The sequence below is a fragment of the Bernardetia aquimarina genome (assembly GCF_042180575.1).
Taxonomy (GTDB): Bacteria; Bacteroidota; Bacteroidia; order Cytophagales; family Bernardetiaceae; genus Bernardetia.
In genome coordinates, this window is sequence record NZ_CP170094.1 from 3372787 (window position 1) to 3389411 (window position 16625).

15 protein-coding genes are annotated in these 16625 nt (G+C 31.7%); 4 read left to right on the plus strand and 11 right to left on the minus strand.

The window, feature by feature from the left end; all coding sequences use genetic code 11:
* Positions 1-92: 92 nt before the first annotated feature.
* On the plus strand, positions 93-4082 hold the full coding sequence (locus ACE193_RS14340; RefSeq protein ID WP_375558908.1) for a two-component regulator propeller domain-containing protein: 3990 nt from the start codon (positions 93-95) through the stop codon (positions 4080-4082).
* A gap of 100 nt (positions 4083-4182) precedes the next feature.
* Here the strand turns inward: ACE193_RS14340 and ACE193_RS14345 are convergent, their stop codons facing one another.
* From ACE193_RS14345 to ACE193_RS14365, 5 genes are all read right to left on the minus strand, one after another.
* A complete protein-coding gene (locus ACE193_RS14345; protein WP_375558909.1) occupies positions 4183-5001 on the minus strand; it encodes a hypothetical protein in 819 nt (272 codons plus the stop codon).
* 75 nt (positions 5002-5076) lie between these two features.
* Entirely contained in the window at positions 5077-5757 is a 681-nt protein-coding gene (locus ACE193_RS14350; RefSeq protein ID WP_375558910.1) for a hypothetical protein, read from the minus strand.
* Between the two features lie 203 nt (positions 5758-5960).
* The gene (locus ACE193_RS14355; protein ID WP_375558911.1) at positions 5961-6413 is read right to left on the minus strand and encodes a hypothetical protein; all 453 of its coding nucleotides are present in this window, start codon (positions 6411-6413) and stop codon (positions 5961-5963) included.
* Between the two features lie 750 nt (positions 6414-7163).
* Entirely contained in the window at positions 7164-7439 is a 276-nt protein-coding gene (locus tag ACE193_RS14360) for a septum formation initiator family protein (RefSeq protein ID WP_375558912.1), read from the minus strand.
* A gap of 47 nt (positions 7440-7486) precedes the next feature.
* Positions 7487-8584 (minus strand): DUF3137 domain-containing protein, encoded by a 1098-nt coding sequence (locus tag ACE193_RS14365; protein ID WP_375558913.1) that lies wholly within the window; start codon positions 8582-8584, stop codon positions 7487-7489.
* Between the two features lie 352 nt (positions 8585-8936).
* On the opposite strand from ACE193_RS14365, the gene ACE193_RS14370 reads away from it, so the two are divergent.
* Positions 8937-10205, plus strand: a complete 1269-nt coding sequence (locus tag ACE193_RS14370; RefSeq protein WP_375558914.1) for a response regulator — start codon at positions 8937-8939, stop codon at positions 10203-10205.
* Between the two features lie 80 nt (positions 10206-10285).
* Here ACE193_RS14370 and ACE193_RS14375 read toward each other — a convergent pair whose 3' ends face one another.
* The 6 genes from ACE193_RS14375 to ACE193_RS14400 all read right to left on the minus strand — a co-directional run bounded on the left by ACE193_RS14375 (position 10286) and on the right by ACE193_RS14400 (position 13338).
* Complete coding sequence (locus ACE193_RS14375; RefSeq protein ID WP_375558915.1) at positions 10286-10441, minus strand: hypothetical protein; 156 nt, start codon at positions 10439-10441, stop codon at positions 10286-10288.
* 31 nt (positions 10442-10472) lie between these two features.
* A complete protein-coding gene (locus ACE193_RS14380; protein ID WP_375558916.1) occupies positions 10473-10844 on the minus strand; it encodes a hypothetical protein in 372 nt (123 codons plus the stop codon).
* Complete coding sequence (locus ACE193_RS14385; protein WP_375558917.1) at positions 10838-11686, minus strand: IS1634 family transposase; 849 nt, start codon at positions 11684-11686, stop codon at positions 10838-10840. The genes ACE193_RS14380 and ACE193_RS14385 overlap by 7 nt, the downstream gene beginning before the upstream one ends.
* Entirely contained in the window at positions 11622-11987 is a 366-nt protein-coding gene (locus ACE193_RS14390; RefSeq protein ID WP_375558918.1) for a hypothetical protein, read from the minus strand. The genes ACE193_RS14385 and ACE193_RS14390 overlap by 65 nt, the downstream gene beginning before the upstream one ends.
* 379 nt (positions 11988-12366) lie before the next feature.
* Positions 12367-12717: a hypothetical protein gene (locus tag ACE193_RS14395; protein WP_375558919.1), complete on the minus strand. Its 351-nt coding sequence runs from the start codon at positions 12715-12717 to the stop codon at positions 12367-12369.
* A 270-nt stretch (positions 12718-12987) separates the two neighbouring features.
* Complete coding sequence (locus tag ACE193_RS14400; RefSeq protein WP_375558920.1) at positions 12988-13338, minus strand: hypothetical protein; 351 nt, start codon at positions 13336-13338, stop codon at positions 12988-12990.
* 375 nt (positions 13339-13713) lie between these two features.
* Here ACE193_RS14400 and metG point away from each other — a divergent pair, with 375 nt between their 5' ends.
* Entirely contained in the window at positions 13714-15876 is a 2163-nt protein-coding gene (gene metG, locus ACE193_RS14405; protein ID WP_375558921.1) for a methionine--tRNA ligase, read from the plus strand.
* Positions 15877-16027: 151 nt separating this feature from the next.
* Entirely contained in the window at positions 16028-16576 is a 549-nt protein-coding gene (locus ACE193_RS14410; protein ID WP_375558922.1) for a DUF4291 domain-containing protein, read from the plus strand.
* The last annotated feature ends 49 nt before the right edge of the window (positions 16577-16625 follow it).

Sequence of the window (16625 nt, forward strand, 5' to 3'; positions counted from 1 at the left end):
TTTGTTTCATTTTGCATCAATTTTTGCGTATTTTTCCATAATAATAAATAAATTTAATTGATTCTATTAAAATTTTAGCCCCAGTGAAATACATGAGGTACATTCGCCTACTTTTCTGTATTCTAATTATATATAGCTTTTCTGCCTATTCTAATTTTTCTTTTGCACAATTTACCGATTTTGGAAATACGCCTTTAGAGGCAGAGCATCTAAGTATCGATCAAGGATTGTCCCAGTCGACGGTGCTTTCTATTTTACAAGACCAAAAAGGTTTTATGTGGTTTGGAACGCAAGACGGATTAAATAGATACGATGCCTATAAATTTAAAGTATTCAAATTACAACGAGGAGATACTACCTCTCTTCCTAATAACAATATACAAACGCTTTTTCAATCTAAAGATGGAACAATTTGGGTAGGAACAGAAGCAGGGGTTTCAAAGTACAATCTTGATTTTGATAATTTTACAAATTATGCCTATCAAGCTAAGAATAATAAAAGTCTTTCTCATGATGATGTAAACGCAATTACAGAAGACACAACGGGAATTATTTGGGTAGGAACTCAAAATGGACTCAATAAATTTGATAGAAAAAACAAAACATTTGAACGATTTTATGCTGACGGAAAACCTAATTCTATTCCACATAATGCCATTACAGCACTTCACACTGATAAAAAGGGAAATGTTTGGATAGGGACTGAAAATGGAGTAGCTCGTTATCAACCCAAAACAAATAATTTTAGAGTATTTTTAGCTGATTCTACTTTTTCTACTTTACCTAATGGACAAGTTACCTGTTTTTTTGAAGACCGTTTTAAGGCTCTTTGGATAGGTACAAAAGATGGAATTGGTAGGTACAATAGATTAGGAGATAATATTTCAGAATATAAAGCATCCCCTTTTCCTATTGAAGGAATAGAACAAGATGAAGACGGTGACTTATGGATTATTTCAGTGTCTGAACTCGGCAAATTCAATCAAAATAATCATACTTATACAAGACAAAATATAGGAAATACATTCGATAATTATGGCTCTTTCAGAGCTATTGCAAAAAGTAAATCTGGACTTTTATGGATAGGAACAAATAAAAATGGTATTTTTAAAGTAAATACTCGTACCAAGCAATTCAAAACCTTTCGCCATAACCCTGAAAATCCAAATAGCCTTCCTCCTGCGTGGGTGTGGAGTATAGAAAACTCTGATAAAAATAACCTTTGGGTAGGAACTGCCGATGGTTGGAGTTATCTAAATACTGCAAAAGATTCAGCTTTCAATTACAGTACTTTCTTTTCTTCTTTTCAAAATCCAAATAATAGGGATGTCGTAGCTTCTCTAAATGAAGGAGATTCTGTTTTGTGGGGAGCAGTAATAAACAACGGAATTTTTAGAGCCACACTTGATAAAAAAACTCATATTCCTATAGATTTTCAGACTTTTGTAGCAAAAGGAAATGATAGCTTGAATACTTCCCCAAGTGGAAATATCATTTATACAATGTATAAAGATAGTTATGGCAAAATTTGGATAGGAACATTAGGAAAAGGACTAAATGAAGTGTATGAAGATAGAACAGAGAATTATTTAGAAACAAAAAAAGATACGACTAAAAAATATCGTTTTAGGTATTTTACGCATAATAAAAATGATGCAACTTCTTTAGCAGGAGGTAGCGTTCGTACTATCTTTGAAGACCGAAATAGAAATCTATGGATAGGTACAGAAGAAGGAGGAATTAGCCTTGCAAAGCGAGATAGCAAAGGAAATATCCTTTCTTTTGAAAATTTTTCTTACAAAGATGATGATCCCACAAGTATTAGTAGTAATTCAATCAGAACTATTTGGGAGGATGAATCAGGTTATCTTTGGCTAGGAACACCAAATGGATTGAATCGTTTTGACCCAAGAACTAAAAAAGCATTACATTTTGGAGAGTTAGACCAAAAACTTGGTCGAGTCATTCATGGAATTTTGGGAGATAAAAAAGAAAATCTATGGATGAGTACCAATAATGGAATCTTGAAATTTGATATTGGGGATAGTATTGTTTGGGAATTTAATATTGAAGATGGAATACAAAGCAATGAGTTTAATTCGGGTGCTTCTCATTTGAGAAAAAATGATGGAATGATGTTTTTTGGTGGAATCGGTGGACTAACTATGTTTCATCCAGACACAGTAAAGTCAAATAATTATCTTCCTCCTGTTGTCTTGACGGATTTCAAGGTTTTTAATAAGTCTGTTCCTGTTAGAGATGAAAATAATAAAGATTCGCCTCTTGAACACCATATTTCAGTTGTTGATGAAATAACTCTGGATTATGAAGACCAAGTAATTACCTTTGAGTTTACAGCACTTAATTTTTTACATCCAGAAAATAATAGGTATTCCTATCGTTTGGAGGGGTTTGAAGAAAACTGGAATGAAGTAAATGACCGTCGTTTTGCCTCTTATACCAATTTACCAAAAGGAGAATATAAATTTGTAGTTCGTGCTGCAAATAATGACGGACTTTGGAATAATGAAGGAGCATCTGTCAAAATTAGAATGCGACCTCCATTTTGGAATACATGGGGATTCAGAATTGTTGTTATTTTAATTATTGCTGGTGGGTTTTGGTCAATTTATTATTTCCGAACAAAATCTATCAGAGAACGAAATGTTAAATTAGAAAACTCAGTAAAAGAAAGAACTGGAGAACTTTTAGAAACTACCGAAGAACTGCGTGTTCAGCGTGACCAATTAGAAAATGCGTATGCAAATATTCGTTTATTGAGTGATATTGGAAGGCAAATAACGGCTAGTTTGCATCACAAAGAAATTATTAAAGCAGTTTATGAGAATATTCAAAAAGTAATGCCTGCTGATGCTTTTGGAGTAGCTCTTTTTGATGAGGATGCAAATTACTTGACTGTGTCTGGATTTATTGAAAATGGAAATGTATTGCCTTTTCATGTTTTGGATTTGAATGATAAGAATGAGTTAGCTGTAAAATCATTTAATGAGCAACGTGAAGTTATTATTCATAATATTCAACAAGAGTATTTGAAATATATGGAAGAAAAACCAAGTCCAAATTTTGGAAAAACTACTTCTTCTGTTGTTTATCTTCCTTTAGTTTTGGGAGAGCGAAAAATTGGTGTCGTAAGTGTTCAGAGTTATAAAGAAAATGCTTTTGACACAACACATTTGTCGATTCTACGAAATTTGGCTACCTATATCGTAATTGCTTTGGATAACTCACAAGCCTATACACAAATCGCCGAACAAAAACACGAAATAGATGAAAACAGAACTGCTCTTCAAGAAAAGAATAAACATATCACAGACAGTATAAATTATGCCAAACGAATTCAGCATGCACTTTTGCCACCTTTGTCTATTTTGAAAGATGCCTTTGAGGCCTTTGTTTTGTTCTTACCTCGTGATATTGTAAGTGGAGATTTTTATTGGTTTACAGAGCGAGAAGGCAAAACTATTATTGCAGCGATTGATTGTACAGGACATGGTGTTCCAGGGGCATTTATGTCTATTATTGCCGAAACACATTTGGATAGAATTGTCAATGTGATGGGGGTAATGACTCCTGCTATGATTTTGGAAGAATTGGACAAGTCTGTAAGAAAAACATTGCGTCAAAATGAAACACAAAGTCGTGACGGAATGGACATGTCAATTTGTGTAATTGACAAACAAAATAATACAGTAACTTTTGGAGGAGCAAAAAACCCTCTGATTTATATACAAAATGGAAATGTCAAACAACAAAAAGGTGATATTAGAGGAATTGGAGGGTATTCAAGAAAATATCTCAAAAATACACCTACTTTTAAGGATCATATCATTCAAGTAACAGAACCAACATCATTTTATATTTTCTCTGATGGTTATCAAGACCAGTTTGGAGGAAAACACGATGATAAGTTTATGAAAAAACGCTTTCGTCAAGTTTTGAGAGATATTTATGCAGAAGACATGGAAGCACAAAGGCAACTTTTAGAGCGTGGATTTATGCGTTGGAAAGGACAACGCCAACAAATAGACGATGTCCTCGTGATTGGTTTTAAGATGGGATAAAAATAAAGTTAGAAGTTAGATTTTAGAAGTCAGAAGTAAATGCAAAATGTAGAAAGGTCATGGGAAAAATGATTTGCTTTTTCCTATATAAAAAATTGCATTATTTCATTTCCCACTCTCTGCGAGCATCTTTATTGAGCAAAATAAATGGAATACTTCCGAATGATAAAGTCATGAATAGAGGAATGCAAATCAGAATTATTGCTTTAGGTGGCTTAGATATGAATAAGTAGTATATACCACAAATTACAATCATACATAAAATAGAAAATGATATACTTCCCCATTTTGGTAAAAACCAAAGTAAAATGCTATTAATAAAAAGGAAAGTAGAAATTGAATAAGGAATCCAGCTTGCATCATAACTGTAATTAATATAGATACAAGTCCCAAAAGCAATAATGCAAAGTAGAATAGAAAGGATATGATGAATACGCCAAAAGTAATAATTAGGAATATTGTTTTGTATTAACTCTGAATCTAAATATAATTCCTTTTCTAATTTGTTGATAGGGTAAATTAACGATGAAAATGAAAGCAATAAAAATAATATAGGAAAGCTAATCATCATTATCCATTCCGAAATAGTACGTTCATTAACTTCAGAAGACATTGTACAACTTATCCTATTAATTTGAATATAGGAGAATAGAGTTGCAAAAATAAATAAGAACAAGGAAAATAATATACTTAACTCTTTATTTGATAAACCCTTTTTAATGCTATCTAGGATATACAAAATGCCTAAAAGAAAGGCAATGCAATAGACTAAATTTTTATAAAAATAAGGAGAAAATAAATCAAAATTCAAAATTACTTTCTTTCCCTTTTCAAATTCTTCTACAAGCCCTAAAAGTAAAAACACACATATTCCAATATGTAATACAATAACAGCTTTTTGAAGGATAGTATTTTTCATTATATTTTTTTTCAGTTCAAAATATCTTTACTCACTTATTGACAAACGAGTGAGAGCCATTGTTATTTTCTTTTTTTAATCTAAATACTCACAACTAACTCCATATCCAATCCAATATTTTCCCGAACAAAGGAAATGATGCCAAAATATTGAAAATTCATTCAGTCGAACTCTTGGGCTAATTTCATCAAAATTAGTCTCACTTAAATTTATTTCTGATTTCTTTGGCTTGTCTGATAGGAGATGTGAGTTAAATCCAATATTCATTGAATCAGCTACGAGTAAATTAAATTCTTGAAATTTGTTATTGGTTAAAAGAGATGCTGAAAGTTTAAACTCTGATCTATTCTTATTGGTAAAGTATTTTTCGAATTGTATTACTTGATTTTGTGTGTGATACTCATACCAAATACTTTTTTGACCATCAAACTCTAATGTATCTATTCTATAAAAATAATTTGATTCTTTTTTGAAAAAGAGAGAACCTTCTCCTTCTATTAAATCATCAAACCAAAAATTTACAAGAAGAGAATCATTTCGTTCTATGAGTTCTATTTTAGGAAAGAGTTTAGATTCATTTTGTGCAATAGGATTTATTCCATTTCCTGTAAATATGTCGAAGTCAGAGTAAAATTGACCTTTATAATTCTTTTCTGTATTCTGTTGTTTATTTTCAATGGCATCAGAGTTATTTTCTTTCTGATTATTACAAGAAAAAAAAATTGAGAGAGACAGTATGAATATTACGTATTTCATTTAATTGCTCATAACGGTATGGCTTGGCGAAAGTGGGAGTTCTTAGCTCGTCCCTCGCTAAACCTTAATAAGTTTATTTTATGTTCAAATGCCTGTGTCAAAACGTTAAGCTCATTTTTGCTAAACAATGTTAGGTATAGTTTTATTTTTTTAATTTAAAATTGTCTTTTTTTATGTTGATAAAATCACGTTGTAGGAAGTTTTTATATTCGGTCGCATTCAATGTTAATTTGGCACTCAATTTCATCATCCTCTGTTTGTCGAAAAATGTAGTTGGTGTATGAGTCTGTTTCGTTATTAAAATACTCAACACTTTTCAGTTCGTTCTCATCTGTTTTTAGAGTTGATAAAGTTGTTTTGCCAATTGTTCCAAAAATCTTGTAGTAATGAATGTAGGAGTTTTTAAACTTGTCACGAGACCCAGTATGCCAAACACCACTTGGTTGATTGTTTTCATTTTTTGCCAAATCCACTCCCATTTTTGAGAGTATCTGGAAAACTCTTACATCCTTATTAATCACATCTTCTGCATAATGTCTGCAATCGTCACAATCACAATCGTCTGTTATTAGATTTTGTTCAGCGTAATATGCTGTTGTTTTATCTATATCAACAGTAATTCGACATTGGTAGATTTGAAACGTACAGATATTCATTTTATCAATTATGCACAACGGTATGGCTTAGCGAAAGTGGGATTTCTTAGCTTCTTCCCTCGCTAAACCTCTAAAAGTTTATTTTATGTTCAAATGTCTGTGTCAAAAGGTTACGCCCATTTTTCGCTAAGCCAATGTTATGAGCATTCGCTTTTTATTAGTTCTAAAACGCTTGTTCTCAAACAAACATTTGATTTTCGATTCAAAATCAGTCTTTTATTCGAGTCATTTTTTTTAGAAAAATTATGCACGAAATAATTGTTAAAATTAGAATCCCAATTGTTCCATAAATTATTAAGTTCAGCCACATTACAACGTTATGAATTCCAGAAGCAAATTTATTCAATAATGGTTCTGATGATACGAATAAAATAACTGTCAATATTAAAAACGAAACTAAATGAGTTCCTATAATTTTTCGTTTGCTCAATATTTTTTTCAAAGGTTAGTTAATGATTTTGTTAAGCTGATGCTCTGTAAATAATAGCTCTTTTTTTTGTTTAGTTTGAAAAATCACAAGTTGTTAGAAAAGTGCTTGTTACGATGAACTATTTTTGTTCTTTTTTTTCCTGCGATTGCTCATAACTCATTTATAAACGCAAGTGCGTTCAATTATTTAAAAAATATCATCAGTTCAAAAAAAGAACTACTGTGTATTTATTTCAAAGCAAAATATAGAAAATAAAATTGAGTTAATTAGCTACGTTGACTTTCAGTTCTAACTTCTAAAATCGGACTTCTACCTTTATATTATTCCACTACATACACATCTTCCCCTTCTTTTGTCATGAGGTATTTTTCTCGTGCAATTTCTTCTAGGCTTTTGGCATCGTTTATTTGTGCTTTTTTTGTTTCTAAAAGCTCAATTTGTTTGCTGTAATACTCTTTTTCGGCTTGTAGTTCTTCTAATGTTTGACGCATACGGACTTGATTCAAAACATCATTTCCATCTAAAAAAAACATCCATGCTATAAAGGCTATAAAAAACCAAAAGTAAAAATTATTGATACGTTGAAAAAAAGTCATGACCTAAAATAAGCTAAATAGTAATTAATTTTTTTATTGAAATAGTTTTATTCTCCCTCCATCATAGCACGGATTTCTTCATCAGTTAGACCAATATCTTGTGAAGACATAGAACCCAAATTGCCCATTCCTCCCATATTTTCCATTCCTCCCATCATTCCTCCAAAATTATCAGATTGTTCTCTTCTTTGCATACTATTTAGAGAAGAACCAATACTGACTAGAAAATCCATTTCTTTAAAGATTTCATAAGGTTTTTCTGGACTGGTAACGTTGGCAAGATACGTATTAAACTCAAACATTGGTTTGTCATAACGAATAGCGACATACATTTTTCTTCCTTTGAATGAAAAATAAATAGGTTCTTCGATAGTTTGGGCTATTTCGACGGCTTTATCCATAAAATCTTCACTTATCATACTTTTAGCTTTCTTTGCATCTTTGGCATACGCTGTAAAGTAATCATTGAATTCTGGATGTTCCATATCTACAAATTCTCCATGTTGTTCGTTTGCTTTTTTGGTTTCATATCCTAATCTACCAAAACTTCCCTTTGAAGCATCAGGAATAATAATCATATCAGGAAAACTTTTACTCAATGAAGAAACCATAAAAATACCATCAAAAATAACGTGCCATTGGCTAGAATCATTACCTTTTATATCTTCACTTTGTTCTTCCCAAGCTGCTTTTACTTCTGAAAACTGTACTTCTACGCCTCCTTGATTGGTCGTCAATAAATCATCTCCACCATAATAATCAGGTTCTCGTTTGAATAGCTCACTATCCAAAAAATCTTTGTATGGAACAAAACCATCCGAATCATATTCTCCTCGTGGAGCTACAAATTCTATTAGTTTTGAATTAACTAATTTTTTGTAGCGTATCTGAATATCTCGTCTGTCTGCCAATTTGCGTACTTGCCAAATTGCTCCTGCAATCAAAAAAATAGACAACAAAATGACAGCCCAAACAGCTACCATTTCCATAGCTATCAACACAAAAAGGACAATCAAAATAATAGCAAGAGCTATCACAATTCCAAATTGAAATATATTACGCCAAGAAAGTTCATTTTTCAAATCTTCTAAATGAGGAAGTAAATCTTCATCAAAAAGGGCTTTGAATTCTGCAAAACTACGCATTTTTTCAGTTATCAGTTACCAGTAAATAGTTACCAGTTGGTGAGTAATGATATTGATTTGAATCAAAAAAAAATATTTTCTGTTTCTAAATTTACTAAATAATAATTGATTTTTGGTAATAATTGTTCCTTTCCTTGTTTATTTATTCTTAATTTTGTAGAGTTTACCGAGTGTTTTAATTGATTAATCGATAGTTTTCCTTTGTTTGTGTCCTAACTTTTGAGTATGTTTAGGGTAAACTAATTTTTTGCATTAAATTTGCCTAAGCCTTATTATATTATTCCTATAAAAAAGACCATTTTTATAAAATTTGTCTGAAGAAAATACACCTCCTTATAAAATAAACTACCCTATGCCGACAATATTAATGGTTGTAGATGACGAACCAGATGTGCAGCTTTTGATGAAACAAAAATTCAGAAAGCAACTTCGCAATCATGAATATGAGTTTATTTTTGCTGCTAATGGTTCTGAAGCACTTGAAAAATTAAAAGATAATCCGAATATTGATGTCATTCTGTGTGACGTGAATATGCCTGAAATGGACGGAATTACGCTGCTTTCCAAAACAAAAGTAGTCAATCCAACTGTTCAGACAGTTATTGTTTCAGCGTATGGAGATATGAGGAATATTAGAAGAGCCATGAATAATGGAGCTTTTGATTTTGTAACCAAACCAATTAACTTTAATGATTTGGGAGCGACTATTGCCAAAACCATTAAGCATGTACAACGTCTCAAAGAATCAATTACAGAAAAAGAACAATTACATCAAAAATTAGAGCGATACAGCCGAGATTTAGAGAAGACAATCGAAGAGAGAACCAATGAAATTACGGTTCAGAAAGAAATCATTGAAGCAAAAAATCAAAGTATTACAGAAAGCATCAATTATGCAAAACGTATTCAAGATGCTGCATTACCTCGTGTAGAAGAAATTAAAGAATCTATTCCAAAGTCATTTATTTATTTCAAACCTCGTGATATTGTAAGTGGAGATTTTTATTGGTTTGTAAAAGAAGGAAACAAAATAATCGTAACGGCTGCTGATTGTACAGGACATGGCGTTCCAGGTGCATTTATGTCATTGATTGGAAATGACCTACTCAACGAGATTGTAAGTGCTAGAGGAGTTATAGAATCAGATAAAATATTAAACGAACTTCATGACAGTGTTAGAAAGGCATTACGACAAGAAGAAAATAGAAGTCGTGATGGAATGGATTTGGCTCTTTGTGTTATTGATACAGAAAACAAAAAGTTACAGTTTTCGGGGGCAAAAAACCCTTTGGTTTATTTCAAAAATGGAGAAATGACTGTGATAAAAGGAGATAAATATCCTATTGGAGGTGTTCAGTTTCAATTAGATAGACATTATACTCGCCACGAAGTAGATTTGAGCGAACCAATTATGCTCTATATTTTTTCGGATGGTTATCAAGACCAATTTGGAGGCGAAAAGTCTGAAAAGTTTATGAGTAAAAATTTCAAATTACTATTAAAAGAAATTCATGAAAAGCCTGTTGAGGAGCAAAAACAAATCTTAGATGAAAAATTTAAGGCTTGGAAAGGCGAACGTTCTCAAATTGATGATATTTTAGTAATGGGAATGCGTTTTTAAGAAAGAAAAATCAAAACTAAAAAATCCTTCAAAATAAAATTTTATTTTGAAGGATTTTTTATGCTTTTAAAAATGAAAAATTAACAAGCACACTGACCAAAAAAGGTTTCTGTTACACTTTGTCCTGCTTCATCGGTTACTTTTAGAGTACCAATGCATTCAATAATTGTATGTTCTCCTCTGTTGCCTTTTTTCTTGACTTTGACAGCTTTTGCTTTTAAGTATCTGATAGTCAATGTTTTGTGTTTTTTTAGTTGCACTACATTTTTAGGTTAAGTATTTGTCTATCAAGTTTTTAGTTGTCATATTAGGTAGTTTTTTAAGTTTGATTTTCTTTAGTATGCTTTCCGTTTCTTGATTCATCGCTGAACGAACATAAAAATCCTCTTTATTTTGTTTTAGATGACTTACTTGCATCGCATTGAGTAGTCTTCTAAGTTCATTTTCAGTATAAGGCAAAGCTGCTTTTTTGAGTTGATATTGCAAGTTACGCAATAGTGCAAAAGATAAATAACAGAAAGCAAAATGTCCTTTGATACGCTCATCAGTCCAATGAAACATCGGTCTAGTTTCTAAAAAACTCTTGAAGGTTCGGAAACTTTGCTCTATTTTATATAAGTGTTTGTATTGCACTAACATTGTTTCTTCTGAGGTAGTAGGGGGACACTACAAGTGATGACTTTTAAACCATCGTAGAGGGCTTGCTCTGCTATTTTTTGTTCATCTAGCCGATAGCTATTTTGCCCTTCTTTTTTCAAAAAATAAAGAGCTGCCTTTTTTTCTAACTGAGAAGGATTTTTGAGTAATTGAGTAGCTTTTGCAATGCGTTCTTCTCGTTTGATTTTATCTTTTTTTGCTCGCTGTGGACTGTATGTACAAAGTAGTTTTTGTTCTTTGTGTAAGATAGCTTTGTACTGAATGTATATTTTTTTAGCTTCTTCTTCAGTATCATCTAGCTCCAAAACTTGGTAACTTGTTTTATCTAAAAGTTGCTTTTTGATAGCTTTAGGCAAACTTTTTAGACGACCTCCTAGTAAAAAATCGTAGCCCAATACTTCTTTAATTTGTTCACAATTTGAAGTATTCAACATGCCACTATCAGTCACCACCATCACTTTATCAATCGGATAGCTCTTCTTTAATTTTTCTATTTCACTCACTAAAGTATGTCCTTCATATTGATTTCCTGCATATAAACCATAGCCTACAGGCAGCCCATTTTTGTCTAACAATAAGCCCAAAACTATCTGTGTCTGATCTATTTTGCCATCTTTACTAAATCCTTTTTGACGTAAAGCACCTTCTACAACAAGTTCTGAATCAAAGTAAAAAGTGGTTACATCATAAAAAACAACATCTAAGCAATAGGACTCAAAAGATTTATTTTTTTCATAAATCAAACGCTGCAAAGCATCACTATACTGACTCAACTTGTCCAATGTCCGATAAAAATGTTGAAGTTCTAACTTTTCTAAACCCAAAAAAATCGCTCTGTGTATGGTAAGTTCCCAACTTGGATAGGGGAGATGACCAACGATTGCAAAGCATTAAGACGACCATTTCCCATAAATTATACTTCAAATGATGCTTAGATTGTATCGTTTCCAAAAAAGTATCTATACCAAAAGTACGAAGTAAGTGTTTGACAACCAACGGATAACCATAGTTATAACGACCCACTTCTTTGGCTAAACTGTGAGCCAAATCTTCTAAATTGCCTTCTCCCAAAACGTAAAGTTGTGTCCCTATTCGCTGCAAACTCTCAGCACTATAGTCTGACACTTTACCCAAACTGTAGAGTGTTTCTTGGTGTACTTTTTTACCACTACGTACATTTTTGCAGATACGCAGGTAATACTCATTGCCTTTTTTGTCTTTTCATAAAAATGCCATAGGAATACTAAAATTAGGTGTCGAAAACAAAAAGGCAAGTTTAGCATAAAAAAAGGATATTTACAACATCTTTTCGCACTACATTTTTAAAAAAAAAAGTGCCAATACGATTCAATTTAGGTATTTTGACTACTACAAGTGTCAAACTCAAGAAATGATGCTTTCAGCTTGGAAATGGCAACAGAAGATTTTGTGAAAATAAAAGCAAAAAAACACCTATAAAATAGCTGATAGGTGTTTTTTAAAATATTTTTAACAATAAAGTTATTTATCGTTTATAAAGTGTCCATTGTGTACTGTGGTCACTTGCATATACAATGATATAATTTTGGTTGCGATAATAATCTACGTCATAGATATCACCTTTACCATCTTTTACTGTGTAAAGAAAACCTCCTTCATGAGTATCTTCTAAATCGTGGAAGTCGATAATGTCAAACTTATGCCATTCTCCTTTGCTAGAAAAGAAAACTTCCATTACTTGAGTATTTGCACTATTTGTTTTGAGTTGTACAGAGAATACATCTCCATCATACGTAAAATACTGTTGAGCTGAGGCATTAGATTGCAAGACGAATACTAGCATCATTGCAAACATAGAGGAAAACAAAATTTTCATACTGTTTAAATTTAGGTTGTAGTAACATTAGTAATTAAGCACACAAAATTATTCACAAACAATGTGCTATTTTTAAGATATTTTTTATTTTTGTTTTAGAAACATAGTATTTTTATAAAAAAAGCAGTAATAATTATATTTCAAGTATTCGGTAAAATATAGTTGTTTAGGGGGGTAAAAAAGTATTTATCAAAATTTTATGTTGCATAAAAAAAACATCTACCAAATTATTGATAGATGTTTTTTGAATATTTTTTGGGAGTAACCCTCTTATCTTTTATAAAGTGTCCACTGTGTACTGTGGTCGCTTGCATACACAATAATATAATTTTGATTACGGTAATAATCTACATCATACGTATCACCTTTGCCATCTTTTACTGTGTAAAGAAAACCTCCTTCACTAGTATCTTCTAAATCGTGAAAATCAATAATATCAAATTTGTGCCATTCTCCTTTGCTAGAAAAGAACACTTCCATTACTTGAGTATTTGCACTATTTGTTTTGAGTTGTACAGAAAAAACATCACCATCATACGTGAAATATTGTTGAGCTGCAGCTTCTGATTGGATAGCGAAGAATAATATCGTCGCAAACATGAAAGAAAAAAGAGTTTTCATAAGTGTCTGATTTTAAATTAAATAAATTTGAGTAATTAAGATTATACTTTGTTAATTAAGTATAAAAGCTAGTTTGCAAATTTGATGCACAACTTTCATTTCTTTCAAAAAAAATAAAAATTAGCAGTTTAATCATATAAATACCTTTTATAGTGCTATTTAATTGGAATGTTTTTTTGCTTTTAATAAAATTTTCACTTTCTGTTTAATTCAAAAATCCTATAACTCTTATACTTTTTGAAAATAATAAAGTTTTAATCCTTGCAGCTATTATTCGGTTTACATTTTTCCTAAATTTGCATACTAATTTCAATTCATTTAAAACGCTATTTATTAAACTGTTTTTTCAGTTCTGAAAATATATACAACTATTCTATGTCGACTTCTATCAAAACTTCACAAGACTTCAACAGAACTACCGTTACGGCTGCCCTTCCGTATGCCAATGGTGGACTTCATATCGGACACATTGCAGGTGCATATTTGCCAGCAGATACGTATGTGCGCTACCTTCGAATGAAAAATCACGATGTTGTTTTTGTGTGTGGAAGTGATGAACATGGAGCAGCCATTACGCTTAGAGCCAAAAAAGAAGGAATTACACCAAAAGAAATTATTGATAAATATGATACCCTTCTCAAAAATTCTTTCAAAGATTTTGGGATAGAATTTGATATTTATCATCGCACATCTACAGATTTACACAAAGAAACAGCACAAGAATTTTTTAAGACTCTATATAATAAGGGAGTTTTTACAAAACAAACCAACGAACAGTTTTACGATGAAAAATTTGAGCAGTTTTTGGCTGATAGATATATTGTAGGAACATGTCCGAATTGTCAGAATGATAATGCTTTTGGCGACCAATGCGAAAAATGTGGTTCTACGTTAAGTCCGACAGAATTAATCAATCCAAAATCAGCATTGAGTGGCGAAAAACCTGTTTTGAAATCTACTTCTCATTGGTTTTTGCCTTTACAAAATTATGATACTTGGCTCAGAGAATGGATTTTGGAAGACAAAAAAGACGAGTGGCGTACAAGTGTTTATGGGCAATGTAAATCTTGGATAGAACAAGGTTTGCATGAGCGTTCGATGACACGAGATTTGGATTGGGGTGTTCCTGTTCCTCTTTCAAAAGAAGAAGATGCTGATGGAAAAGTGCTTTATGTTTGGCTTGATGCTCCTATTGGCTATATTTCGGCTACAAAACAATGGGCAAGAGATACAAATAATGATTGGAAAAAGTATTGGTTAAAACAAAAAGATGAATCTGATAATTCTCGTCTTATTCATTTTATTGGAAAAGATAATATTGTTTTTCATTGTCTAATTTTCCCTATCATTTTGAAAGCGCATGGAGATTATATTTTGCCTGAAAATGTTCCTGCTAACAACTTTTTGAATTTAGAAGGCGATAAAATTTCTACGTCAAGAGAATGGGCTGTTTGGCTCAACGAATATGTAGAAGAATTTCCTACCAAAAAAGATGAATTGCGTTACGTCTTGACTTCCATTGCACCAGAAACAAAAGATAGTGAGTTTACGTGGGCAACTTTTCAGTCAAGAATCAATAATGAATTAGTTGATACATTAGGTAATTTTGTAAATCGTACTGTTGTTTTGATAAATAAATATTATGAAGGAACTGTTCCGAATATTGATTTATCAACTGAAAAAGATTTGACAGATTTTGATAAAGAAACTTTAGAAGGAATCAAAACGCAGACTGAAAAAGTAAGTCAGAATTTAGAGAGCTTTAATTTTAGAGAAGGTTTGTATGAAGTAATGGAATTGGCACGAATTGGAAATAAATATCTTGCCACAACAGAACCTTGGAAATTACAAAAAACAGAGCCACAGCAAGTAGAACAAATTATGAAAATTAGTGCAGAACTGACCGCTAATTTATCAGTTTTGATGCGTCCATTTTTGCCTGAAACTTCTGATAAAATTGCTCAAATGTTGAATTTAAAATTAGAATCTAAAGAAGGTTCAATTTGGGATTTAGCAGGAAATTTTAACCTAATAAAAGGAAAAGTAAATAAAGCTACCTTACTTTTTGAAAAAATAGAAGATGAGTTGGTAGAAAGTCAAGTTAAGAAATTAGAAGATAATAAGGCTAGAAAAATGCAAGAATTAAAAAAACTCAATGAAAAGGCACACGGTCGTGTGACTAATGAAAAAAATCCGATTGCAGAGATTCAACCCGAAATTCAGTTTGAAGATTTTTCTAAAATTGATATTCGTGTTGCGACCATCACAAATGCAGAACCTATCAAAAAAGCCGATAAACTTCTCAAAATTACGTTAGATGTAGCAGGAAAAGAAATAACGGTAGCAAGTGGAATTGCAGAACATTTTTCTCCTGAAGAAATAATAGGAAAGCAGGTTTGTTGGCTTGCCAATCTTGCACCACGAAAAATGAGAGGGGTTGTTTCGCAGGGAATGATTCTTTTAGCAGAAAATGAAAATGGAAAACTCATCTTTGTAAGTCCTGAAAAAATGGTCAATACTGGGGCGCAAGTGAAATAGTTTTTGGTTTTATCATTTAGAACATTTTTATAAATCCTTCATTTAGTTTTTTATTGAAAGCTGAATGAAGGATTTTTTTTATCTTTTCTGAATTAAAAACAACAAATTAGAGTTTTGATTAAAAACCAATTTATTCTAAAAAAATCAGAAAATGTCTAATATCGATAACTACAAAACCATTCGTGCTACTTTTAATAAAGATACAATCATTGTCTATCAAGCCTATAATGATAAAATTGCTAACGAAGCGATACAATTACAAAAATTTGGAAATGAGTTTTCATTTAATCGAATGAGCTGGATAAAACCTTCTTTTTTATGGCTTATGGAACGCAGCAACTGGGCAAGCAAAACCAATCAAAACCGAATCTTAGAAATTCATATTACAAGAACTTTCTGGGATAAATGTCTTGAATTAGCCGTAGATACAGATGCTAGTAAGTCGGACAGAAATATAAAAGAGGCTCAAATATTGGTTCAATGGGATCCAGAACGCACACTACGAGGAGCAAAACTCAATATTCGTAGCATTCAAATTGGAGTAAGTCGTAATATGATAAATGAATACAACGAAAGTATTGAAAAAATCGTCGATTTGACAGAGAAAGTCAAGAAAATGTACCTTTTAAATAGCAACGGAAAGTTTGATAAATCAACTCAATTTTTACCAAAAACCAAAGAATATAGCGTAGATTTATAAAAAAATAGTTTGTCTTCAAAGCAACCTAACACTTTATATTTTGTAGGAT

Bases quoted from the DNA above. Each gene is read 5' to 3' on its own strand.
- ACE193_RS14340 (WP_375558908.1), top strand. From the start codon at position 93: ATGAGGTACATTCGCCTACTTTTCTGTATTCTAATTATATATAGCTTT.
- ACE193_RS14345 (WP_375558909.1), bottom strand. From the start codon at position 5,001: ATGAAAAATACTATCCTTCAAAAAGCTGTTATTGTATTACATATTGGA.
- ACE193_RS14350 (WP_375558910.1), bottom strand. From the start codon at position 5,757: ATGAAATACGTAATATTCATACTGTCTCTCTCAATTTTTTTTTCTTGT.
- ACE193_RS14355 (WP_375558911.1), bottom strand. From the start codon at position 6,413: ATGAATATCTGTACGTTTCAAATCTACCAATGTCGAATTACTGTTGAT.
- ACE193_RS14360 (WP_375558912.1), bottom strand. From the start codon at position 7,439: ATGACTTTTTTTCAACGTATCAATAATTTTTACTTTTGGTTTTTTATA.
- ACE193_RS14365 (WP_375558913.1), bottom strand. From the start codon at position 8,584: ATGCGTAGTTTTGCAGAATTCAAAGCCCTTTTTGATGAAGATTTACTT.
- ACE193_RS14370 (WP_375558914.1), top strand. From the start codon at position 8,937: ATGCCGACAATATTAATGGTTGTAGATGACGAACCAGATGTGCAGCTT.
- ACE193_RS14380 (WP_375558916.1), bottom strand. From the start codon at position 10,844: ATGTTAGTGCAATACAAACACTTATATAAAATAGAGCAAAGTTTCCGA.
- ACE193_RS14395 (WP_375558919.1), bottom strand. From the start codon at position 12,717: ATGAAAATTTTGTTTTCCTCTATGTTTGCAATGATGCTAGTATTCGTC.
- ACE193_RS14400 (WP_375558920.1), bottom strand. From the start codon at position 13,338: ATGAAAACTCTTTTTTCTTTCATGTTTGCGACGATATTATTCTTCGCT.
- metG (WP_375558921.1), top strand. From the start codon at position 13,714: ATGTCGACTTCTATCAAAACTTCACAAGACTTCAACAGAACTACCGTT.
- ACE193_RS14410 (WP_375558922.1), top strand. From the start codon at position 16,028: ATGTCTAATATCGATAACTACAAAACCATTCGTGCTACTTTTAATAAA.